16 protein-coding genes are annotated in these 23,711 nt (G+C 71.6%); 4 read left to right on the top strand and 12 right to left on the bottom strand.

Annotated elements, in window-relative coordinates; genetic code table 11:
• Window positions 1-170: 170 nt before the first annotated feature.
• Entirely contained in the window at window positions 171-620 is a 450-nt protein-coding gene (locus tag ABH935_RS14510; RefSeq protein ID WP_370378390.1) for a hypothetical protein, read from the bottom strand.
• Window positions 621-1,031: 411 nt separating this feature from the next.
• On the opposite strand from ABH935_RS14510, the gene ABH935_RS14505 reads away from it, so the two are divergent.
• Entirely contained in the window at window positions 1,032-2,300 is a 1,269-nt protein-coding gene (locus ABH935_RS14505) for a hypothetical protein (protein WP_370378389.1), read from the top strand.
• Window positions 2,297-3,517, top strand: coding sequence for a hypothetical protein (locus ABH935_RS14500; RefSeq protein WP_370378388.1), 1,221 nt, complete (start codon window positions 2,297-2,299; stop codon window positions 3,515-3,517). Before ABH935_RS14505 ends, ABH935_RS14500 begins: the two co-directional genes overlap by 4 nt.
• On the opposite strand, the gene ABH935_RS14495 is transcribed toward ABH935_RS14500, so the two are convergent.
• On the bottom strand, window positions 3,487-5,739 hold the full coding sequence (locus tag ABH935_RS14495; RefSeq protein WP_370378387.1) for an ATP-dependent DNA helicase UvrD2: 2,253 nt from the start codon (window positions 5,737-5,739) through the stop codon (window positions 3,487-3,489). The genes ABH935_RS14500 and ABH935_RS14495 overlap by 31 nt on opposite strands.
• A 113-nt stretch (window positions 5,740-5,852) precedes the next feature.
• Between ABH935_RS14495 and ABH935_RS14490 the strand changes: the two genes are divergently transcribed.
• Entirely contained in the window at window positions 5,853-6,110 is a 258-nt protein-coding gene (locus tag ABH935_RS14490; RefSeq protein WP_370378386.1) for a mycoredoxin, read from the top strand.
• 30 nt (window positions 6,111-6,140) lie between these two features.
• Here ABH935_RS14490 and ABH935_RS14485 read toward each other — a convergent pair whose 3' ends face one another.
• The gene (locus tag ABH935_RS14485; RefSeq protein WP_370378385.1) at window positions 6,141-6,464 is read right to left on the bottom strand and encodes a hypothetical protein; all 324 of its coding nucleotides are present in this window, start codon (window positions 6,462-6,464) and stop codon (window positions 6,141-6,143) included.
• Between the two features lie 318 nt (window positions 6,465-6,782).
• On the opposite strand from ABH935_RS14485, the gene ABH935_RS14480 reads away from it, so the two are divergent.
• On the top strand, window positions 6,783-6,926 hold the full coding sequence (locus tag ABH935_RS14480) for a hypothetical protein (RefSeq protein WP_370378384.1): 144 nt from the start codon (window positions 6,783-6,785) through the stop codon (window positions 6,924-6,926).
• 53 nt (window positions 6,927-6,979) lie between these two features.
• Here the strand turns inward: ABH935_RS14480 and ABH935_RS14475 are convergent, their stop codons facing one another.
• The 9 genes from ABH935_RS14475 to ABH935_RS14435 form a co-directional block, all read right to left on the bottom strand.
• Window positions 6,980-8,080, bottom strand: a complete 1,101-nt coding sequence (locus ABH935_RS14475; protein WP_370378383.1) for a serine protease — start codon at window positions 8,078-8,080, stop codon at window positions 6,980-6,982.
• 93 nt (window positions 8,081-8,173) lie between these two features.
• Window positions 8,174-9,199 carry an NAD(+) diphosphatase gene (gene nudC / locus ABH935_RS14470; RefSeq protein ID WP_370378382.1) on the bottom strand — a complete coding sequence of 342 codons (1,026 nt, stop codon included), beginning with the start codon at window positions 9,197-9,199 and terminating at the stop codon, window positions 8,174-8,176.
• Window positions 9,200-9,231: 32 nt separating this feature from the next.
• A complete protein-coding gene (locus tag ABH935_RS14465) occupies window positions 9,232-10,662 on the bottom strand; it encodes a dipeptidase (RefSeq protein WP_370378381.1) in 1,431 nt (476 codons plus the stop codon).
• A 47-nt stretch (window positions 10,663-10,709) separates the two neighbouring features.
• On the bottom strand, window positions 10,710-12,092 hold the full coding sequence (locus tag ABH935_RS14460; protein ID WP_370378380.1) for an aldehyde dehydrogenase family protein: 1,383 nt from the start codon (window positions 12,090-12,092) through the stop codon (window positions 10,710-10,712).
• 111 nt (window positions 12,093-12,203) lie between these two features.
• Window positions 12,204-13,532: an ABC transporter substrate-binding protein gene (locus ABH935_RS14455; RefSeq protein ID WP_370378379.1), complete on the bottom strand. Its 1,329-nt coding sequence runs from the start codon at window positions 13,530-13,532 to the stop codon at window positions 12,204-12,206.
• A gap of 160 nt (window positions 13,533-13,692) precedes the next feature.
• Entirely contained in the window at window positions 13,693-17,115 is a 3,423-nt protein-coding gene (locus ABH935_RS14450; protein WP_370378378.1) for a UvrD-helicase domain-containing protein, read from the bottom strand.
• Window positions 17,112-20,414, bottom strand: a complete 3,303-nt coding sequence (locus tag ABH935_RS14445; RefSeq protein ID WP_370378377.1) for an ATP-dependent helicase — start codon at window positions 20,412-20,414, stop codon at window positions 17,112-17,114. Before ABH935_RS14445 ends, ABH935_RS14450 begins: the two co-directional genes overlap by 4 nt.
• A 207-nt stretch (window positions 20,415-20,621) precedes the next feature.
• Window positions 20,622-22,931 (bottom strand): FtsX-like permease family protein, encoded by a 2,310-nt coding sequence (locus ABH935_RS14440; RefSeq protein WP_370378504.1) that lies wholly within the window; start codon window positions 22,929-22,931, stop codon window positions 20,622-20,624.
• 5 nt (window positions 22,932-22,936) lie between these two features.
• Window positions 22,937-23,665, bottom strand: a complete 729-nt coding sequence (locus ABH935_RS14435; protein WP_370378376.1) for an ABC transporter ATP-binding protein — start codon at window positions 23,663-23,665, stop codon at window positions 22,937-22,939.
• Between the last annotated feature and the right edge of the window lie 46 nt (window positions 23,666-23,711).

Genomic DNA, 23,711 nt, shown 5'->3' with positions numbered 1-23,711 from the left:
GTCAGTCGGAATCTTCCGGCTTGAGTTCTTCAGGCCGGTCTCTTGCGGTACCGCTCCCGCTCCGGGGTCACCGTCACGGGCCGTACTGTCGTGCTGGGAAACACGAAGGCCGCGGATCCCTTATCGGGATTCCGCGGCCTCAAGTCCTGCCGGGCTGAAGATAACTTTCTTCATCCAGGTGGACTGGAAGTGCGGAAGTCCCTGTGGCTCATCGGCTTGGAGCCGTTGTCGCCCTTGCTGCTGTCGTCGCCGTCGTAGTCGCGCTCGGAGATGCCACTGCCGTCGGTACCGCTGCCGTTCAGCGCCTGCGGGTCGCCCAGGACCCGGCCCGTCAAGGGAGCCGGAGCCGGCTGGAAGACCGGACGCGGACGCTCTTGTCCCAGCTGACCGACATAGCCGTGCCGCTCCAGCAGGCCTTCGCCCAGGGCGACGAGCCCCAGGAAGCCGGCCGCACCGGCCAGGCCGGTACCGGAGACGGACTCCACCTGCCAGACGGCGGCGGCCGAGCCGAAGCACTCCTGCCCCGACACCAGGCGGCAAGCGGCGGCGAACTCCTCGAACGCGCGGTAAACCGGCGCAGGGTTCATCGCCTGCACGTCGTCGACAACAACGTCGGTCATGTTCCTCATCGAAATTCGCCTCCTTCACTTCGCTTGGTGTGGACGGAGCCGCTGGCAGTCGGCACCACACGTCTTACAGATGGAATGTTCAGTTGAGCTGCACACAGTGCTACGCCCGGGCGATCTCTCGCCCGCATCGGAAGGTTAAGTGATCCCCATACAGGGCCGCAAACTATTTTTGACCTGCGGTTACGCCCTTGAGCCCGAACTTTCGGCTCCGATGGCCCCCACCGGCGGTCGACACAGTTGCCCCCAACTTCGACGCTGACCATGCTGTCAGAACCGCACGGGGCTGTCACCCCTTTCACACCAACTTTCTGGAAAACTTCGGGGGAAGATGGGCGAGTATGGGGCGAGGATGAGTGGCGACGGGGCGCACCACCGCTAGAGGGCTACGGATACAGGGGCGGGATGGACAGGAACCACGGTGCCGTCGGCGACCCGGAGGACGACGACGTCTTCGGCCCGGTCGAGGACGGCGAAGAAGTCTTCGAGTGGATCGACGACGAGAACGACCCGGACGAGTCCGACGAGCCGAAAGCCAAGCAGCCGACCCTGACGTTCCGGGAGCGCGTGGCCGCCGCCCGCGCGGGCGGACGCCGCCTGCGCCGCTCGCGCCGGGAGATCACAGCCGTCGCCGCGGCGGTGGTCCTGGCCTGCGCCATCGGCGGCGCCTGCACCGCCTGGTTCGACAACGTCGCCGGTGCGGCCGACCGCGCGGAGGTCGTCTCGCTGGCCGTGGACTCCGTGGTGAACGGCGACCCCTCGGTCGCCTCCTACAACTCCCAGGACTCCTCGGCCGTCGGCCAGTACGTCGTCGAGATCGCCAACAACGGCCCGGACGCGGTGATCCTGGACTCCGTGGGCGTCGACGCCGGCACCCTGATGACCAGCAGCGGCTGGAAGCCGGTCGGCGGTTCGCCCCGGATCCCCGGCGGCGGCACCGCCAAGGTCACGCTCACCACCAAGCTGTTCTGCCCGATGGTGCTCATGGCCCAGCAGACCGGGATGTTCGGCGCGACCGCCGGCACCGGGGGCGGGCCCTCGCTGGCGTTCCCGGCGCTGCACGTCGCGGTCCGCGACGGCGACGGCGACCTGCGCTCCCTGACCCTGCCGACCCGGATCGCGACATCCGCCCCGCCGTCCGCGAACAGCGGTCTGATGACGTTCACCAGACCCGGCAGCGCGTCCGGCCCGCAGATCGTCTCCGCCGACGCCGGGGCCTGCGGCCAGTTCACGGCCGACCGCGCCCAGCGCCTGGCCCTCGGCGGCACCGCCCGGTTCACGACCGACGTCGCCTTCACCTACGTCAAGGTCCACTCCGCCGCGTCCGGCGGGATGTTCACGCTCGATTTCACGGTGAAGAACACCAGCGACCACGCCGTGACCCTGACCAAGCGCGCCGACGTGTCCTTCCTGGACGACAACCAGCTGCGCACCGACTGGCTCCCCTCGCCGCTCAAGATCGCTCCGGGCGCGAGCGCGGCGGCCCAGTTGACCATCGACATCCGCGACTGCACCAGCGTCCTGGCCGGCGCCTCGGTGCTCGGCGAGACCATGCTCGAAGTGGACGACCTGAACGGCAGCCCGCCCCAGCCGGTGTTCATAGACCAGGCGCTGTCCGGCTCGCTGCGTCTGGCCGCGGACATCGTCCAGCAGGAGAAGGCGGCGTGCGCATGACCGACCTGATCGAGTCCGAGGACGAACTGCTCGACCCGCCGGCCGGCCCGGCCGCCGCCGCGCCGCCGCACCGCCTGGCCTCCGCCCTGCACCGGCTGCGCCAGCGCACCCCGCTGGGCGCCGGGGACGAGATCGACCCGGAGCGCCGCCGCCGTCTGGGTCTGGCCGCCCTGCTCGCGGTCGCGATAGCGGCCGGCGCCGGGGCGACCGGCGTGGCGGTGCACAGCCGCGACCTCGGCGACGCCCAGACCCGCACCCGGGACCGGGTCCTGCTGCACCTGTTGGGCGGCGGCGCCAGCATGAGCTTCGGCGGGGACAGCATCTCCCAGGGCATCGGCCTACCCGGCTCCCTCCAGACCCCGCTGTCGGCCGACTTCACCGTCGCGGTACGCAACGACGGCGCGAAACCGCTGCAGGTCACCGCCGTCGGGATCGCGGTGCCCGGGGTCGACGTCGTCGCCGCCGCGCCGGCCACGACCGTCGCCCCCGGCGACTCGGAGGTCCTGACCAGCCGCGTCGCCGTGCACTGCACCGCGGCGGACCTGCCGAGGTACCCCTCCGGCGTGACGCTGACCGTGCGCACCCCGGCCGCGGCCGGCAAGGCCGCCGGTGCCCCGGCCGCCGTGCCGCTGGCCTTCGACGCCGGGCACCCCACCGCCGCCCCGATGGCGTCCAACGGCTTCTTCACCGAGGTGGACGGTTTCAGCACGGCCACGACCAGCAGCTTCTACCAGCTCTGCGGCGAGGTGCTGACCATGATCCCGCCCCGGGTGAGCGCCACCGCGAGCCCCGGCGACGCGAGCCCGCGCAACCCCGTGGTGGGCTACTCCCTGCACATCGACAACAGTCCCGACGCCGCGCAGATGGCGGTGGTGCTGGCGAAACCGCCGGCCATCCCCGGCGTGAGCGCGCAGACCGATCTGGCCGGACCGGAGCAGATCGGGACCCAGGGCCTGGACGTGAACGTCACCGACCGGATCACCGACTGCGACGCGTTCGGCACCTACCTGGCGGTCCGGGGCGGCGCCACGCAGGCCGCGGAGGCGCTGAACGCGGCCACGCCGATCGGGCTGCAACCGGTCGATCCGCGGTTCCAGACCGCGCCGACGCCCCTGTCCACCACGGCTCAGGCGGTCTTCGACGGGGTCACGCCGGGCACGGCCGACCTGCAGTCGACGCTGCTGACTCAGCTGGCGGCGGTCTGCCCGATGCTGTGACCGTGGCTCTCGATCAGCCCCAGCACCTCCTCGCCGTAGCGGTCCGCCTTCGCCTTGCCGACCCCGGCGATCCGGGTCAGGGCGGCCGGCGTGGCCGGCCGGGACTCGCCGATCGCGGTCAGCGTGGCGTCGGTGAAGATGCAGTACGCGGGCAGCTTCTGCTGCTTCGCCTGCCCCGAGCGCCATTCCCGCAGCGCCTCGTACAGCTCCGGGCTCAGGTCGCTGGGACAGGTCTCGCAGCGGCCGATCTTGCGCTCGGCCGGGTCGATCAGGGACCTGTGACACACCCGGCAGGTGATCGGTTCCACTGTCCGGCGCGACGGCCGGTCCTCGGCATCGCTCGAAGCGCCGGGACTCCTGCGCCGCGCTGAGCCGCCGCCTCTTATGACGCCGCCCGCCGCGCCCTCGCGGGTGTCGCGCCCCACGCCGCCGCGCAGGCCGTCCAGGAAGCGCGAGGGACTGCGTGAGGCCCGGCCGCCCGGCGAGCGCGCCAGCGACCAGGACAGGAACAACCGCTCCCGGGCGCGGGTGACCCCGACGTACAGCAGCCGCCGTTCCTCCTCGATCTGCTCCGGGGTCTCGGCGTACGTGATCGGCATCATGCCCTCGGTCATGCCGACCAGGAAGACCGCGTCCCATTCCAGGCCCTTGGCGGCGTGGAAGGTGGACAGCGTCACGCCCTCGACGGTCGGGGCGTGCTGGGCGTCGGCGCGCTCGCGCAGCTCGGCGCTGAACCGGTCGAGGCCGGCGTCCGGATGCGTGCGGCCGTACTCCTCGGCCAACGAGACCAGCGCGGCCAGCGACTCCCAGCGGTCGCGCAGGCGCCCGGCGCCCTTGGGCGCCAGCGGGGTCCAGCCGTGGCTGGAGAAGATGGCGCGGACCTCGGAGGCCAGGTCGCCGGCCTCCTCGTCGTCCTGCGCGCCGCGGAGGCCAGGCAGCCCGGGCAGCGCGTCGGAGGCGTGGTCGGACCGGGCCTTGGCGGCCCCGCGCAGCCAGACCTGGATCGCCTCGCGCACCTCGGGGCGCTCGAAGAAGCGCTCGACGCCGCGCAGTATGTAGGGCACGCCGGCGTCGCTGAGAGCCTGCTCGTACTCCTCGGACTGGGCGTTGATGCGGTAGAGCACGGCGATCTCGGAGAGCCGGACGCCGGCGTCGACCAGCTTCTTGATCTCCCGCGCCACCTCGCGCGCCTCGGTCTCGGCGTCGGGGTGCTCGGCGAACTTCGGCCGCGGGCCGTCGGCCCGCTGCGCGATCAGCTGGACCCGGGCCTTGGCGGCCCGGCCCTCGGCCCGGTCCAGCAGGGCGTTGGCCAGCGCGACGACCTGCGGCGTGGAGCGGTAGTCGCGGACCAGCTTGACCATGGTCGGGTCGTCGAAGCGGTCGGCGAAGTCCAGCAGGTAGCGCGGGTCGGCGCCGGTGAAGGAGTAGATGGTCTGGCTGGCGTCGCCGACCACGCACACGTCGGCCCGGTCCCCCAGCCAGCAGTCCAGCAGCCGCTGTTGCAGGGGGTTGACGTCCTGGTACTCGTCGACGGTGAAGAAGCGGTACTGGTTGCGCACGGTCGCGGCGATGTCCGAGCGCTCCTCCATGATCCCGATGGTGAGCAGGAGCACGTCCTCGAAGTCGATGGCGTTGCGGTCCCGCTTGGCGCTCTCGTACTCGGCGTAGACCTTGGCCACCTCGGCGGCGTCGCGCGGCGGCGTCCGCAGCGCCTTGGCCGCGGCCGCGGCGTAGTCGTCGGCCACCACCTGCGTCGACTTCGCCCACTCGATCTCCCCGGCCAGGTCCCGCAGCTCGGCGCGCTCGGCGTTCAGCCGCAGCCGCCGCACCGCCTCGGAGACCAGCGGGATCTTGGAGTCGATGAGCTGCGGATTGGGCCCCCCGACGGCCTTGGGCCAGAAGTACTGGAGCTGCCGCAGCGCGGCGGCGTGGAACGTCCGCGCCTGCACTCCCCCGGCGCCCAGCTGCCGCAGCCGCCCCCGCATCTCCCCGGCGGCCCGCTGGGTGAAGGTGACGGCGAGCACCTGGCTGGGGATGTACTCCCCGGTCGCCACGCCGTACGCGATGCGGTAGGTGATGGCTCGCGTCTTACCGGTCCCGGCCCCGGCCAGCACGCACACCGGACCATGCAGCGCCTCGACCACGGCACGCTGCTCCGGGTCGAGCGCGTCGAGCAACGCGGCGACGGGAACCGGTCCGGAGCCGGATTGAGTCTGCGGCATCCGTCCATGTTCGCATCCGTCACCCACACCAGAACGCGGCCATGCGGAAGAATCAGGCCCTCCCGCTGGTTGCACCCCCTGGATGTTCCCGACAGCCGATGAGGAAGTGGAAGATGAACGACCAGATCACGATGTACTCGACGACCTGGTGCGGTTACTGCCGCCGGCTGAAGAGCCAGCTCGAACGCGAGGGCATCGGGTACACCGAGGTCGACATCGAGCAGGTCCCGGACGCCGCGGACTACGTGATGAGCGTCAACGGCGGCAACCAGACCGTCCCGACCGTGGTGGTCAAGCCGCTCGGCGGCGGCGAGCAGGTGGCGATGACCAACCCGAGCCTGGCTCAGGTGAAGGCCGCGCTCGCGGGCTGATCCCAGCGCACGCGCGACTTCCGGGTCCGCTCAAGCCTCCGGTTCACCGGCCGGAGGCTCTTCCTCGTCCGCGAGCGGCTCCCCCTTCGCGAAGTTCACGTCCGGCTCCGAGGCGGGATTGATCCAGGCCCGCACGGTGATATCCGGCGACCAGAGCTTCGGTTCCTCGTTCCACGCCTGCACGGCGGCGTAGAAGTCCCGGTTGTGCAGCCCGACGGACAGGCTCGGAAAGGTCTGAACGGTCGTGGAATTGTCCTCAAGGTAGTGGCCCCAGGACTTGCCGCACTTGCAGAAGCGCTTCTCGGGGAAGAGCTTCACGATGTCGTGGCAGTGCGCGCAGTACATCAGTTTCATGGCCGCACGGTAGCGGGGTGCCGCAGCACAGCGGCACCCCTTTTCCGCCATGATCCCTACCGTCGGCTGGTGCGGAAGAGGCGTATCAGGCGGCGGATGATGAAAACGATGAACACGATGGCCTCCCAGGCCTTCCGAATGTGCGCTGACGTCCCCGTTCTCGGGTTCGTCTGCGAAGTTACCGAGCGTCGCGGCGGGCGGCGTCAACCCACGGGTTGACCCCGGGGTGGAACGCGGGTGGAAGGGTCGGACCACCTTCGGGTGGGATATGCGGACTCTGCGTGACGAGACTGTCACCGCACGACTACACCTGAAGTCATGACCAAGACAGCAGGCGTCTTTCTCGCCCTCATCGTCGTGGGCATCGCGGTGACCACGCACACGCACGCGTCAGGCCCGGTGTGCCCGGCGACGAGCGGGCATGCGGCTTCGAGCAGCAGCGGAGGCGGGAGCGGCCGCTAGCCGCAGGCTCAGGTGCTCAGGGGCCCAAGCCTCCGGAGGCTCAGCGCCCCGCCTCAGGGCGCCGGCGAACCGTTCGCGATGTTGTAGAGCTGCTTCGCGCTCGCGTCCAGATACGGCCCGGCGAGCCAGTTCCCGCCGTGCGCGTTGTGCGCGCTGCCGACCGACGTGTTGGTCACCAACGACAGCTCGCCCGAGGACTGCCCCGGCGCCCGTGCGAACCAGCCGCCGCCGGAGGCGCCGCCGGTGAGATCGCAGCCGGCGCGGTACTCCTTGGCCTGCGGACCGAGTTCGGTGACGTTCAGCAGCTGGACCGAGTCGGCCGTGCATCCCCACTGGGACATGCCGTTGAAGGGCTGCGCGGCCGGGTAGCCGCGGATCGAGATCTGCGGCGTCTTGCCCTGCGTGGACGGGGCGTTGAACCACATCGGGACCGGCTTGGCGCCCGCCGACTCCACCGCCGAGTCCAGGGTCTGGCCGTCGCTGTTGCGGCCCACCTCGATCACCGCGTAGTCGTGCGCCAGGTCGCCGCCGTGCTCGTCGCCGGTCTTGACCCACTCCGGCGAGGTCCAGACGTGGACGGCCGGGAAGGTGCCGAGCGGGGCGTACGCCGACAGGTCGCTGGGGTCGACGTTCGGGTCGCCGGCGGCGTTGTCGAAGGCCGGGACGAACACCATGTCCAGGTGCCAGGTCCCGCCCTTGCCGTCGTGGACGCAGTGCCCCGCGGTCCACACCAGGCTGGCGTTCTGGCTCTTGATCACGGTGCCGGAGCACACGTAGTAGTTCCCGGAGTTGGCGTCACCCGACCGGTAGAAGAAGAGCTTGCCGGTGACCGCGCCGCTGGGCGTGGTGTACGGGCCCCGCAGCTGGTGCGCCGCGACCGGCTGCGGCAGCGGGGCGTTGTCGAACGAGGGCAGCGGCTGCTGCCCGGTCAGCCCGCCGTCCTTGCCCTGATGGGCGCCTCCGGCCGCGGACGGCGCGTTCGGGCGGAGCACAGAGCCGACGAAGTCCTTGCCGAAATCGCCGGTGGCGGACGACTCCCCGATGACCCCCGAGCTGGAGCAGGCGGCGGTCAACGATGCCACGGTCGTCAGTGCGACCAGCGTCGACAGCACTCGGCTCTTGATCACCCGGCCCCCGCGTGGGCGTATCAGCATGGCGTCGCCTCCCCTCCCTTCAACGCCGACGACACTACCAATGGTTCTCTAAAAGAAGCCTGAGTCGCCGGCGAAACCCATGAGGATGGAGTCTCAGCGCGCCACCGGATCGCCGCCGTACCAGTGGTTGACCAGGCGGCGCGAGATCGAGATCTCGGTCGGCAGCATCAGGAGTTCACCGGTGTTGACGGCCTCCTTCAGCTCTGCCCGCGAATACCACTTGGCCCAGTCGAGTTCGGCGCCGTCCAGATGCAGTTCGGGGTCGTCGACGGTGGCGGTGAAGCCGAGCATCAGGGAGCGCGGCAGCGGCCACGGCTGGCTGCCGAGGTAGCGCACGGAGGTGACGCGCAGCCCGGCCTCCTCCGCGCACTCGCGCGCGACCGCGGCCTCCAGCGTCTCGCCGGGCTCGACGAAGCCGGCCAGCACCGAGGCTCGGTTCGGCGGCCACGCCGCGTTCCGGGCCAGCAGCAGCCGGTCGTCCGGGTCGGTGACGGCCATGATGACGGCCGGGTCGGTGCGCGGGTAGTGCTCGGTGCCGCAGTGGTCGCATTTGCGGACCGAGCCTGCGTAGGTCACGCGCGTCGGATGCCCGCACACACCGCAGAAGCCGTGCGTGCGGTGCCAGTTGTCCAGGCCGACGGCGTGCGCCAGCAGGCCGCCGTCGCGGTCCGGCAGCGCCGCCGCGACCTCGCGGACGTGCCGCAGCTCGCCCAGCGCCGGCGCCTCCTCGGCGGCCGGCGGCCGCGGTGAGGTCAGCGCCGCGCCCGGGGTGGAGGCGGAGCCGGCGGTGGAGGCCGTCGGCTGGCCGTCCGGGCCCGGCGTGCCGACGCTGACCGCGAAGTAGGCCACGTCCTCGTCGTCCAGCCCGAGGAAGTAGCGCTGCGCGCCCGGATAGAGGGCGTCGAAGACCGCGCCGGAGTGGAAGACCAGACCCGCCTCCGGGTCCAGGACCGCCTCGGCCCGGCTGTCGTCGACCGCGAACACCCGGGTGCCGGGGTCGGCCCAGGCCGCCGCCAGCCAGTCGTCGTCGGTGCGCCGCTCGGCGGCGCGGTCGACGACCGACCGCGCCAGGAGCATCCGCCCGAGTTCGCCTTCGAAGTACCGTGCCTGGCCGCTCATCGCGCGTCCTCCCCGAACCGTCCCGGCCGCCGTCAGCGCTTCTCGTCCGACGCCTCGGCCAGGTCCGACCACAGGTAGGCGGCCGCCTCGGCGCCCTTGAGGAGCAGCGGCATCGTCATGCTCTCGTTCGGCGAGTGCCAGCCGTCCGAGGGCAGCGACACCCCGAGGAACACCACCGGCGCCTCGATGACCTCCTGCAGGTCGGCCTCCGGGCCGGAGCCGCCCTCGCGGGTGAAGAGCACCTCGCGCGGGTCGTCGGGCTCGCCGAAGGCCTTGCCCATGGAGCGGGTGATCGCCTGCACGGCCGGGTGGTCCAGCGGGGTCATGCAGGGCTTCACGCCGTCGGACTCCCAGTGGTGCTCGCCGGTGAGGCCGGCCGGGATGTTGGCGTAGAACCAGTCCTCGAACCTCTTCGCCACGTCCAGCGGCTCCTGGCCGGCGACCAGGCGCATGGAGATCTTGGCGTGCGCCGCGGCTGGCACGATGGTCTTGTGGCCGGGGCCGGTGTGCCCGCCCCAGAAGCCGTTCAGCTCGAACGTCGGCCGCGCCCAGACCCGCTCCAGCGTGGTGAACCCGGCCTCGCCGGCGGTCGCGGTGGACTTGGCGTTGCCCAGCCAGGCCTGCTCGTCGAAGGGGAGCTTGGCGAACATCTCGCGGTCGGTATCGGTGAGCTCGACGACGCCGTCGTAGAAGCCGGGGACGACGACGCGCTTGTTGTCGTCGTGCACCCGGCCCAGCAGGCGCACCAGTTCCGTCAGCGGGTTCGGGATCGCGCCGCCGAACGAGCCGGAGTGCACATCGTTGGCCGGGCCCCGCAGATCGATCTGACCGGAGATCATGCCCCGCATGCCGGTGCAGGTGGACGGCGTCTCGCGGTCCCACATGCCGGTGTCGGAGACCACGACGACGTCCGCCTTCACGCGGTCGCGCTTGTCCTCCAACAACGCCCGGAAGTTCGGCGACCCCGACTCCTCCTCGCCCTCGGCGATGATCTTCAGGTTCACCGCCGGCGCGGTCCGGCCGGTGACGGCCAGGTGCGCCCGCAGACCGAGCAGGTGGAAAGCGAGCTGTCCCTTGTCGTCGGCGGCACCGCGCGCGTAGAGGCGGTCCCCCTTGACCGTCGGCTCGAACGGCGGCGTGTCCCACAGTTCCAGCGGCGTCACCGGCTGCACGTCGTGGTGGCCGTAGACGGCGACGGTCGGCGCACCGACGTCCCCGGACGGCCACTCGGCGAAGACCGTCGGCAGCCCCTTGCCGCCGGCGGTCTCCCAGATCTCCACGGTCGGAAAGCCGATCTCCCGCAACTTCGCCGCCAGCCACTCCGCCGACCGCCGCACCTCCGGCGCACTCTCGGGATCCGACGAGATGGACGGGATGCGCAGCCACTCGTTGAGCTCGGCGAAGAACTCGTCGGCGTGCTCGGCTACATACGGACGGACGGCTTTGTCCGAGGCAGAAGTCATGCCTGCACCTTACTCCTGCCCCGGACCGTCGATCTTGGGGGAACCGCTCAACCAACCAGGTCCGCGGGGACGCCCTGCAACGCGACCGGCCGGATGAAACGCCGGATCGCCTCAGTGCCCACCGACGTGCTCCAGGACGCCGACGTGGCCGGCCACGGCCCGCCGTGCTGCATCGCCTCGACCACGGCCACACCGGTCGGAACGCTGTTCCAGACCACGCGTCCCGCCTTCGCCACCAGCGACGGCAGCAGGGTACGGGCCGCCTCGCGGTCGGAGTCGCTGGCGTCGTCGGCGATGATCGTCGCGGTCAGCTGGCCTTCCATCGAGTCGGCGAGCGCCGGGTACTCCGCCGGGTCCGCGCGGACGATCACCGTGGCCGGGCCGAAGTGCTCCTCGCGGTAGTCGCCGGCGAAGTCCTTCGCAGAGATCTGCGCCGCGAACGGCTTCCCCGCGCGCTCGGCGTCCGCACCCGCGCCGGTGATCTGCTCCTGCCACCGCCGGTGCGCCGCGGCCATCCCGTCGGTGAGCATCGGGATCGGGCCGTTGTCGCCGATGAGGGCGCCGGTCAGATCGCCCAGCGCCTCGCCGTCAGCGCTCTCCGGGACGAACACCACGCCCGGCTTCGTGCACAGCTGGCCGGCCGAGCCGGTCACCGCGCCGGCCAGGGTGGCCGCCCACTTCTCGCGGGCCGCCTGGTCGGCGATCGCGCCGGGTAGCACGAACACCGGGTTCACGCTCCCCATCTCCGCGTACACCGGGATCGGCTCCGGGCGCGCGGCGGCGGCGTCCATCAGCGCCCGGCCGCCGCCGAAGGAGCCGGTGAAGCCCACCGCCTTGATCGCGGGGTGCTGGACCAGCTCGATGGACAGCTTGTTGGGGTCGCCGTCGGTGGACTCGGCGTCCAGGAAGCCGAAGGTGCCCTCCGGTGCGCCGGCTCCGGCGACCGCCGCGCTCAGGATCTCCGCGATCCGGCGCGACAGCCGCGGCTGGGCCGGGTGCCCCTTCACGACCACCGGGCAGCCGGCGGCCAGGGCGGACGCCGTGTCGCCGCCGGGGACGCCGAAGGCGAACGGGAAGTTCGACGCCGCGAACACCGCGACCGGTCCGAGCGGGACGTCCACCGTGTACACGTCGGCGCCGCCGAGCGCGGCGCCCGGCGAGCTGCGGTGCGACAGGTGCCGGCCGGCCGCCACGTGGTCGCCGTACAGCCGCAGCTGCCCGGTGGTGCGGGTGACCTCGCCGTCCAGCCGCGCCTCGGTCAGCCCGGTCTCGGTGCCGGCCAGGGCGACGAGCTCCGCGCGCGCCGCGTCCACGGCGTCGGCGCACGCGTGGAGCAGGTCGCGTCGGCGCTCGGCGTTCCAGGACCCGTAGACGCCCGCCGCGGACGCCGCAGCGTCGGCGGCCTGATCCAGTGTCGTGTGATATGTCACCGGACCAGGGTAACCCCGGTCCGGTCCAGCGCCCAAGCCCTCGCCACCGAGCAGTACCGCTATTCGGACAGCGCCATGAGCAGTCGCGTCCAGCGGCACAGCCGGCCGCGTCTACTTGGTCGGCGCGGACTGCGCCCAGAACGTCGCCGAGTCCGCCTTCAGCTTGCTGATGAACGCCTGCGGCGCGAGCTTGCCGGTCATGAACGCGACCGCCGCGGGCTGGAACACCGTCGTGTACCACTTGGAGTCGTCCCGCATCAGCGCGTCCTGGTCCGGGAAGACCGTCCGATTGGTAAGCGCGGTCTGCACCGTGGCCAGCACTCCCGGCGCGGGGATGTCGATCCGCGGCGTCATGTTGCCGGCCTCCGACGAGATCTTCGACAGCCGGTCCTTGGCCATGAAGTAGAGGACGAACTTCTCCGCGGCCTCGGAGTTCTTGCCGGCCTTCGGCACCGCGAACCCGAAGAAGTTCACGCCCGCGGAGTTGTCCGAGCGCACGCCGCCCAGGTCCGGCATCGCCGGGAACACGAAGCTGTCCACGTTCGTGGTGCGCTTGGTCTCGCTCGGCACCCATGTACCGCCGAGGATCAGCGCGGCCTTCCCGGCGGCCCACGCGTTCTGCTGGTCCTTGGCGTGCGTGCTGGTGGCCCCGGTGTCCTCGGTGTTCCAGCCGGACGCGAAGTAGCCGCCCTTGACCAGCGTCTCAAGCTTCTGCGCGCCGTCCAGCAGCCGCGCGTCGTCCCAGCGGCTGTCGGCGCCGGCCCCGACGGGGCGCTCCTCGGCGGTGCGCTTGAACTGGCCGGGGCCGAGTTCGCGCTCGAACATCCACTCCACCCAGTACGCGGCGTTGCCCCCGCTGGCGTCCAGGGCCAGCGGTGCCTGCCCCCGGCCCTTGATCTGGTCCAGCAGGCCCGTGAAATCGTCCCAGGTCCGCGGCGGGTTCAAGGACAGCTGCGGGTACTTGCCCTTGTCGAAGAACACCGCCTCGGAGGCGACCTCGTAGGGCACCATCACGAGCGAGCCGTTCGCGTCGGCCATCAGCGGCATGTACTTGTCCGGCACGATGTCGGTCAGGTTCTGGTTCTCGCCGGGCACCGGCCGCTGGTACAGCGTGGTCAGGTCGGCCACCGACACGCCCGAGGCCGCCGCGCCCAGAATGGTGTTGATGCTGCCGTCCGACAGGTCCGGCGCCGGCTTGCCGGCCTTGACGGCCGCCGCGACGTCGTCGAGTACCGGCCGGCCGTGCCACTGGACGGTGACCGTGACCCCGGTGGCGGCCTGGTATCCGGCCAGCGCCTCCTTGATCACCGCGGCCTGCGGCTCGTCCTCCTTCCACATGGACCAGTATGTGAAGGACTTGGCGCCCCCGGACGCGCCCGACGACGTGCTGTTCGAACAGGCTGGAACGGTCGCGGCCATGACGAGCACCGCGGCTGTCACGGCTATGTTCCGCCTCTTATGTCTTCCCCTGGACTGCGATGGCATGACGGCAGGGTACGACGATAGGGAAAACGCTTACAACGCGGGGCGACCGCCCCGTTCGAGTGCCGTTCACCCGGTAGGCGAAACCGCGTCCGCCCGGTACTCCGGACCGGGCGTCTCAGCCGTCTCCGAAAAGCTCCTCAAGCTCTTCGCGCTCGGCCAGTCCGGTCGGGCGGATCGTCTTCCCGTCGCGCACGTAGACGAACGCCGCAGACACCTGGGACACCGGCACGCCGCGCATCTCCGCCCAGGCCAGACGGTAGACGGCGAGCTGGACCGGATCGGCGTCGTGCGACCGGGAGGTCTTCCAGTCGACGACCTCCCAACCGTCAGCCGTCTTATAGACAGCGTCGATGCGTCCGCGCACCACCCGACCGGCCAGCACCACCTGGAACGGCTGCTCGACGGCGGTCGGCACCGAATCGGCCCACGGCGTCCGCAGGAACGCCTCCTGAAGCTCCTTGAGGTCCACCTCGTCGGCGATCTCCTCGTCGGCGGCGCCTGGCAGGTCCTCGTACTCGAACAGCGCCTGCTGCCCGAACAGCGACTCGATCCAGGCGTGGAACTTGGTGCCCAGCCGGGCCGAGGGCTGCGGCGGCTGCGGCATGGGACGGGCCAGCTCGCGGCGGAAGCGCGAGGGGTCGTTGCGGTACCGCAGCAGCTGGGAGGCGGACATCGAGGAGGGCAGTGGGGCGTAGCGCTGGATGGAGTCGCCGCGCTTGAGCTCCTCCAGGAGGGCTTCGAGGTCGCGGTCCCAGGAGGCGATGGCCGCGCGGTCCTCGGCGGTGGCGGCGGTCTCGGCGTCGACCGGGTGCGGTTCGGCGGGTCGCTCGGCGGCGCGCTGGCCGGGTACGGCGGCGGTCTCCTCCTCGACCTGAGGTTCCTCAGCAACTGGTTGATCCTCGGACTCGTCGAAGCCCGATTCCTCGTACTGCGGCTCTTCGAAATCCGGCTCCTCGAAATCCGGTTCGTCGAAGTTCGGCTCGTCGGCGTCCGACGGCAGCTCGTCCGATGGCAGGTCGTCGGACTGCGCGGTCTCCATCGGCTCGCCGTACACCGCCGCCTGCCGCCGCCACAGCGCGGCCATCACCATCTCGGCCCCGACCCGCCGCCGCTCGGCCGCCTCGGCGTCCGGCAGCACCGGCCAGTGCGCCTCGGTCGCGCCGAGGCTGGGGTTCACGGCGTCCGGGTCCGGCTCGGCGGCCCAGACGACGATCTCGCCGTGGCCCTCCTGGCAGTGCTCGAACAGCCCGGTCAGCCAGGTGTCCGGCCCGCGGCGCCGCTTCTGCGTCGGCCCCCACCAGTGCCCGGAGGCGATCAGGTGGTAGCGCGGCCGGGTGACCGTCACGTACTCCAGCCGCAGGTCCTCCCAGGACTCGTACTCCTTGGCCTGCTCCTTGAAGGACTTGAACGCGGCGGTGTTGCCGGCGTCGTCCAGGCTCGGCAGGTGCTCGGCGTCGCCGCGCAGCGGATAGGGCAGCACCGCGCCGGACCCGATCCACGACTCGCGCGGCTTCTGCGCGGCGCCGGCCAGGTGCGGAACGAACACCGCGTCCCACTCCAGGCCCTTCGACTTGTGCATGGTCAGCAGCTTCACCGAGTCGCCCTGCGACGGCAGCGAGGCGTCGATCCCCCGCTCGTGCCGCTCGGCCGCCTTCAGATAGGCACGGAAAGCGGTTACTGACTGGTCCCCCTCCAGGTCCTGGAAGTCGGCCGCCCGGCTGAGGAACGCCGCCAGCGTCTCCGCCGAGCGCTGCGCCACCAGCTTCGGCGACGCCGCGACCTCCACGTCCAGCCCGGTCACCGAGATCACCCGGTGCAGCACGTCCAGGACCGGCTCGGACAGCCGGCGACGCAGGATCCGCACCTCGGAGGCGAACCGCGCGAAGCGCACCCGGGCCGCCTCGGAGAACGGCAGATCAGGGCCCGGATCCGCCATGGCGTCGGACAGCGACACCACCTCGGTCGGATCCGACCCCGCGACCGCCTCGGCCAGCCGGTCCCGGCCGGCCCGGTCGGCGTACTCCGTGGGGTCGCGCACCAGCTCCCGGGCGCGCATGCCGAGCAGCGCCAGGTCCCGCGCACCGATCCGCCAGCGCGGCCCGGTCAGCAGCCGGACCAGCGAGGCGTTGGCGATCGGCTCGTCCAGCACGTCCAGCATCGCGATCAGGTCCGCGACCTCCGGCAGGTGTACGAGCCCGGAGAGCCCGACCACCTCGACCGGCAGCCCCTGCGCGTGCATCTCCTCGTACAGCGGCGGGATCTGGTTGCCCTTGCGTACCAGCACCGCGATCTCGCGCAGCGCGATCCCGCCCCGGTAGTGCGCGTCGGCGACCATCCGCGCGACCCACTTCACCTCGTCCTCGGCGGTCTCGGTGAGCCCGACGCGGGTCCAGCCCTGGTTCGCCTTCTCCTCCGAGGGCCGCAGCTGCCGGACGCCGGTGTGCCGCTGCCGCAGCGGGTCCGAGACCACGTTCGCGAACTCCAGCAGATGACCGCCGCTGCGCCGGTTCTCGCTCAGCGCGTAGCCGCGCGAGCGGGAACCGTCGGCCTTCGCGAAGTGGTCCGGGAAGTCGTCGAGGTTCGCCACCGAGGCGCCGCGCCAGCCGTAGATGGACTGGCAGGGGTCGCCGACCGCGGTCACCGGATGGCCGCCGCCGAACAACCCGACCAGCATCCGGCGCTGCGCCACCGACGTGTCCTGATACTCGTCGAGCAGGACCACCCGGAACTTCTCACGCTCGATCGCCCCGACCTCGGGCCGCTCCTCGGCCAGCCGCGCGCCGAGCACCATCTGGTCGCCGAAGTCGATCAGGTCGCGCCGCACCTTCAGGTCCCGGTAGCGCTCGACCAGCTCGGACAGCTCGACCCGCTGCCGGGCGACCTCGGCGGCCTTGAGGAAGTCGGTGTAGCCGCGCTTGGCCTTGCCGTTCCGGGGGTCCCGGAACGACTCCGCCTGCCCGATGAACGCCTCCTCGTGCTCGCGCAGCTGCTCCGGGGTCACCAGGTGCTCGGACAGCTCGCCGTCCAGGGCCAGCACCTTGTCCGCGAGGTCGGCGACCTTGCCCTTGAAGTAGCGCAGCTCCTTGGGCCCGCGCACCGCGGTGACGGCGAGCTGGTAGCGCGTGGCGTCGGCCAGCAGCCGCGCCGAGGGCTCCAGGCCCAGGCGCAGGCCGTGCTCCTTGATCAGGCGGTCGGCATAGGCGTGGTAGGTCGAGACCGTGGGCTCGCCGACCGATTCCTCGATGTCGTTGTCAGGGTTGTCGAGCTCTTCGTCTTCCAGCTTTCGCAGAGCCTTGCGGATCCGCTCCGACAGCTCTGCGGCGGCCTTGTTGGTGAACGTCAGCCCGAGCACCTGGTGCGGCCCGACCTGCCCGGTTCCGACCAGCCACACCACGCGCGCGGCCATCACGGTGGTCTTCCCCGACCCCGCGCCGGCCACGATGACGGCCGGTTCGAGCGGCGCCGTGATGGCTTCGAGCTGTTCTTCCGTGTAAGGAACCCCGAGCAGTGCTTTGAGATCTTCGGTGTCCCGGATCAAAGGAGTTGCTTTCCCTCGGGCTGTTTCGGGCAGCACTTGCGGAAGACGCAGGTGCCGCACTGTTTCTCGCCGTACGCGGCGAAGTTCTCGTCCAGGACTCGCGCCGCCATCTTCGCGAGCTTCTTCTCGATCGGCGTCTCGCCGGGCTGCTCCAGCGAGGGGTCCTGCTCGGCGGTCTTGGGCAGCCCGGCCGCGTCGCCCTCGCGCAGGAACACCAGCTCGGCGCCGCCGGACTCGTTCGAGACGCCCTGTATCGCGCCCTCGCGCACCGCCAGCTGGTAGACGGCGAGCTGCGGGTGTTCCTGGGCCTCGTTCTTGGTCGGCACATTCTTGCCGGTCTTGAAGTCGACCACGTAGACCAGCCCGGCCTCGTCGGTCTCCACCCGGTCGAAGGAGCCTCGGATACGCAGGTCGAAGCCCTCTCCTTCGCCCGCTTCCTCAGAGGTGACGTTGAGCCGCACGTCGAAGTCCTGCTCCGAGGAGTGCAGCAGCCGGCCGCGGTCGGTGACGTGCCAGGCCAGGAACCGCTCCAGCGCGGCCCGCGCCTCCTCCTTCTGCTGCGGCGACTGCCACTGCGCCTCGAAGGACAGCCGGTCCCAGACCCGGTCCAGCCGCTCCATCAGGACGTCCAGCCGGGCCGGGGTGTCGCCCTTGGCGACCTCGTCGGCCAGCACGTGCACCACGTTGCCGAAGCCGAGCGCGACGGTCTTCTGCTCGTGCGCGGCGGCCTCGTGGTCCAGGAACCAGCGCAGCGAGCACTCGTCTATGGCCGCGACCTGGCTGGCGGACAGCAGCAACGGCTTGTCCGGATCGCGCACCGGCTGCTCGGAGGAGGTCTCCTCGACCAGGCCCCACCACTTGTCGGGGTGCGCGGAGGGCACCAGCGGCCGGCCGTCCCCGGCCTGCGCGTCGGCCAGCCGGGCCAGCCGCTCGGCCGCGGCCTGCCGCAGCTGGTCGGAGCTCTTCGGATCGGTCAGGACCCGGCGCAGGTCGGCGACCAGGGCCGGGATGGCCAGCGCGCGCTTGCGCAGGCCGGGCAGCGGCTGCACCTCGACGCCGAGTTCGTAGACGAAGCGCGAGGGCGCCTCGGCCGCGGCGTCGTCGCCGATCAGGGAGCTGTCGACGGCGGTGACGACCAGCCGCTCGCGGGCCCGGGTGGCGGCCACGTAGAACAGCCGGCGCTCCTCGGCGAGCAGCGTCCCCGCGGTCGGGATCTCCTCCATCGACCGCAGGCCGTTGCGGCCGATCAGGTCGGCCTGGAGCAGCGAGCCGCGCAGCCGGAGGTCCGGCCACAGGCCGTCCTGCACTCCGGCGACGATCACGAAGCGCCACTGCAGGCCCTTGGACTTGTGCGCGCTCATCAGCCGCACCGCGCCGCCGCGCGAGGACTGCGCCGCCATCGAGTCACCGGCCAGCTCCTGCGCTTCCAAGTCGGCGATGAAGTTGCGGACGCCGCGGCCGGTCGCGCGGTCCTCGGCGCGCGAGGCGTAGTCGAAGAGCACGCACACCGCGTCCAGGTCGCGGTCGGCCGAACGGCCGGTGCTGCCGCCGCGCTGCGCGGTGCGCTCCAGGCGCTCCGGCCACTTGGTGGCGCTCCACAGCTGCCACAGCGCCTGTTCGACCGAACCGCCGCCGCGCAGGATCTGGCGGGTGCGCAGCAGGAGCATGCCGAGCTGGTAGGCGGGACGTGCGACGTCCTCCTCCATCGCGATCAGGCGCGCGGGCTCGGCGAGGGCTTCGCGGAGCAGAACCTCGCTGGGCCGGACGCCGTTGACGGTCGCGTCGGTGATCTCACGAGGCTCCGGCGCGACAGCGTTCTGGTTCGCCACCCGCTCCTCGGCGCGCAGCGCGCGGGCCAGCTTGCGGAGTTCGAAGGCGTCCATGCCGCCGAGCGGCCCGGACAGCAGGGACCGCGCGACCTCAGGAGTCAGCGCGTTCTCGTTGTCCGCGACCCGCAGCGCCTGCAACAGCACCGAGACCGAGGGCTCGGCGGCGAGCGGCAGCTCGTCGCCGGAGGTGTCGACCGGCACGCCGGCGGTGATCAGCGCGCGCCGCAGCGCCGGGATCGAGCGGGTCGCGGAGCGGACCAGGACGGCGATCTCGTCCCACGGAACGCCGTCCTCCAGGTGCGCGCGCCGCACCATGTCCACGATGTTGTCGAGCTCGGTGTTCGGCGTCGGGAAGGTGAACACCTGGAGCGAGCCCTCGATCGGCGCGCCGTCCACGACCGGCCCCTCGGCCGCCAGGTCGCGGTGCTCGCGCACCTTCTCGACCGGCAGCAGCGGGATCGGCATGCGCCGGGTGAGCTCGCGCGAGGCCTTCAGCAGCGCGGGGCCGCAGCGGCGCGAGGTGCGCAGCACGGCGGTGTCGGCAGGCGTGCCGTCCATGTTCCGGAAGGACTCGGGGAAGTCGAGGATGCCGCGCACGTCCGCGCCGCGGAACTGGTAGATCGACTGGTCCGGGTCGCCGAACACCACCAGGTCGGCGCCGTCCCCGGCCAGCGCCTGCAGCAGCCGCACCTGGGAGGGGTCGGTGTCCTGGTATTCGTCCACGAACACCGCGCGGAAGTCGTGGCGCAGCTCGCGGCGGACGTCGTCCTGCCCGGCCAGCAGCACCGCGCGGTGCACGAGCTCGCCGTAGTCCAGGACGCCCTGGACGTCGAGCACGTCGAGGTACTCCTCGAAGAACGCCGAGGCCGCGTACCAGTCGCCGCGGTCGGCCCGCCGCGCGGCCTCGGCCAGCTCGGTCGGGTCCAGACCGAGCTCCCGCGCGCGGGCCAGCACGGTCCGCAGCTCCTCGGCGAAGCCGCGGGTGGCCAGCGCCGCGCGCAGGTCCTGGGGCCACTCGATGCGCTCGCCGAGAGCGCCGCCACCTATCCCCGCATCGATGCTCCCGGAGACCAGGTCGCGGACGAACACGTCCTGCTCGGGGCCGGAGAGCAGCCGGATCGGCTCGGTGAACAGCTCGGGGTCCTGGAAGCGGCGGACCAGCGCATAACAAAAGGAGTGGAACGTGGTAGCCAGCGGCGCGACGCCGGACATCGACAGCCGGCGGCCGATGCGGTCACGCAGTTCGGAGGCGGCCTTGCGGCTGAATGTGAGGATCAACACCTGGTCGGGGCGCAGCGCGGCACGATCGGGGTCGGTCTTGGAGATGACCGCCTCGACCAGCGTGTGCGTCTTCCCGGTGCCGGGTCCGGCGAGCACCAGCAGCGGCCCGCCGGGGTGGTCGACGACGCGGCGCTGCGCCGGGTCCAGCGGGGGTCCGCTGACCTGGGACGGCGCCTGCGTGTCGAACAACGTTTCGAATCCTTCGCCGGTGGGTATACCCGAGCGATACACCACGGTCCTCTATGACAACACAGACCACCGACTGTCACGCCCGATTCGGCAATCGATCACGCCTGCGCGCCGATCATGCCGTACCGGCGAACGCGAAGGACCCGCGGGTTCGGCCGCAGGTCCTTCATTCTCTTAAGCGCACCCTCCGCGCTCTCCTGTCCGCGCCTATTCGCTGCGCAGCACCTCAGCGATCGACGACCGCGCCGCGGACCGGGCCGGGACCAGCGCGCCGAGGACCGCGATCCCCACGCCGGCCAGGAACATCCAGGCCAGCAGCGGCGCCGAGTAGACGTGGACCATGCTCGGCGCGAGGTCCAGGCCCTGAGCGCGTTCGATCATCGAGACGATCAGCGCGTGCAGGCCGTAGCCCAGCGGCAGCCCGACGATCCCGCCGAGCAGCCCGAGCAGCCCCATCGAGGTCACGATCATCCCCACCACCTGGCGCGGGGTCATGCCCACCGACTTCAGCATGCCGATGTCGCGGCGGCGCTCGCGGGTGTTCAGCAGGACGGTGTTGAACACACCGAGGGCGGCGACCAGGCTGAGCACGATGGTGATGACCGCCGCGAACACCTCCAGCTCGGCGTTCGGATTTCCGTAGTCGCGGACGCTGACGTCCCAGCTCGGGTCCAACGCCTTCAGCTTCGCCGCCAGCGCCTGCCGGTCCGCGCCGGCCGCGGCGTGCACCTCGAAGCTGTCGGCCTGACGGCCCGGAGACAGCTGCTGCAGGGTGCTCCAGTCCGCCTGGAACATGCTGTCCCCGCCGGTGATCCCCTCGCCGACGATGACGTCCCGCGCGGTGCGGCCGTTCGACTCGATGGTCAGGGTCTGGCCGACGGCCAGGTGGTGCCGGTTCAGGAACCGGGCCGGGGCCACGATCTGGTTCGGGCCGTTCAGCCAGTGCCCCTTGACCATGGTCCAGCCCATCATCGCCGAGTCGCCGCCGTAGTAGTGCACGTCGACCTCGCTGGTCATCCCGGCGATCCCGACCATGTCGCCGGTCTGCGACGCGACTCCGTCCACGCCGGGGACGGCGCGCATCGCCTGCTCCAAGGCGGCCGGGCCCACGGTCACCGACTTGGCCGGGTCGTGCCCGACGTCCACGGCCACCGCGCCGATCCGGTCCGAGGCCGCGCTGGTGTCGCTCATGGTGCGGGCCAGACCGTTGGCGAAGACCACGGTGGTCACCCCGAGCAGCACCGCCGCGAAGGTCAGGGCGCTGCGGGCGGGCCGGGTGAACGGCAGCCCCAGTCCCATGCTCACCGAGCGCGGCAGCCGGGAGCCGGCCAGCTTGCGCTGCACCTTCAGGCCCCGGCCGCGCTTGGGCGCCGAGCCGGCCGAGATCGCGGCGATCGCCGACATCCCCGCCGCGCGCCGGGCCGGGAGGTAGGCGGCCAGTGCGACCAGCAGCGGCACCCCGAGCAGGCACACCACGTCCACCAGCGGACTGATCTGCTGCTGCCCACCGAGCCCGTTGAACGCCTTGTTCAGCAGCGGCGACCCGACCACCAGCCCGATCGGCAGCCCGATCACGGTCCCGACGACCGCCGGCACCGCCATGGTCGCCACATAGACCCGGACCACCTGGCGCGGGGTGAAGCCGATGGTCTTGTAGATCCCGATGTCCCGGTATCCGGAGACCACCGCCCCGCTGACCACGTTCAGCACGATCAGCACCGCGACCGCCACCGCCAGCACGCCGAACGCGATCAGCATCGGCAGCAGGCTCTGCAGCTTGGCCAGCATCTCGGCGCGGGTGGTGTGCCAGGACTGGAAGCCGGTGAGAGCGCCGGCCGGCAGGTTCCCGGTCGCGGCGGCCACGTCCGCCTTGACCTGCGCGTCGCTGCCGGCGTGCGCGAACCGGTAGAGCATCTCCAGGTGGTCCGGGTGCAGGGCCGCCATCTGGGCGGGCACGACCCACGCGTCAGCGGTCTGGGAAACGGAGTAGGCGTAGCCGACGATGGTGAAAGTGGGCAGGCCCGGGCCGGTGATGGTCGAGGCGTCCTGCCCCGGCGGCGCAGGGAGGACCTGACCGATCGGCTGGTCCAGCACGATCTCCCCCGGCGCGCTGGGCCAGCGGCCCTGCCACAGCCGGACGCGGTCCACGTCGCCGGGTCCGGGCTGCGAGCGGCCGACCACGGTCATCTGCAGGGGACCGCCCATGTGCGGCATCTGCATGCTGACCTGCGCCGCCTCGAAGGGCCCGGCGGCGCCGGTGACCCCGGCGGCGTGCGCGGTCGCGGCGAGTTGCCGGCCGGTGGCCTTCGCGCCGTCGAAGGCGACGACGGCGTGGGCCCCGTTCTGCTGTCCGAAGGCCTGCTCGAACGGCCCGGTCGAGGCCTCCAGCAGCCCGAGCCCGAGTACCGCGCTCATCGCGGACAGGGTGACGACGAGTCCGATGACGAAGGTCTGGACCTTGCGTCTCTTCACGGCCGCGCGCGAGGCGCGCCAGACCGGTCCTTTGGCAAGTCTCATGGCGCTCACGCGGTCCTCTCCACAGCGCGCTCGGCCACGATCCGGCCGTCGGCGACCTCGACCAGGCGGCTGGCGCAGCGGGCGGCCAGGCGCGGGTCGTGGGTCACCATCAGCAGGGTCTGCCCGAGCTGGTTCAGGTCGATCAGCAGGTCCATGACCTGCTCGCCGGAGCGGCTGTCCAGCGCGCCGGTCGGCTCGTCGGCGAGCAGCAGGGCCGGCCGGTTCATCAGGGCCCGGGCCACCGCGACGCGCTGGCGCTCGCCGCCGGACAGCTGCTGCGGATAGGTGTTCTTGCGGTCGGCGATGCCCAGCTCGCCGAGCAGTTCCAGCGCGCGGCGCCGGGCCTGGCCGGCCGGGACGCCGGACAGCTGCGCGGCCAGCGCGACGTTGTCCAGCGCCGGCAGGTCGTCGATCAGGTTGAAGAACTGGAAGATCATCCCGATCCGGCGGCGGCGGAACAGCGCCAGGCCGGTCTCGTTCAGTGCGCCGAGGTCTTCGCCGTGCACGACGACCTGGCCGGAGCTGGGCCGGTCCAGGCCGGCGACCAGGTTCAGCAGCGTGGACTTGCCGCAGCCGGACGGGCCCATCACGGCCACGGCCTCACCCTGGCGGATGTGCAGGGTGACGCCGTCGAGGGCGGTGGTGTCCCCGAATTCCTTGCGGACGGTGTCGAGGCGGACGATGGGCCCGGTGGCCTCTGCGGTCTCTGCGGACTCGGCGGCGGTAGCGGTCATGTGATCAACGTATGGTGGGGGCGCACCTCGGCGGATCGGTCCGTGG

It is taken from the genome of Catenulispora sp. GAS73 (genome assembly GCF_041262085.1).
Classification (GTDB): Bacteria; Actinomycetota; Actinomycetes; order Streptomycetales; family Catenulisporaceae; genus Catenulispora.
Note: the sequence above shows the minus strand (reverse complement) of the source record. Positions and strands in the feature narration are given on the sequence as shown.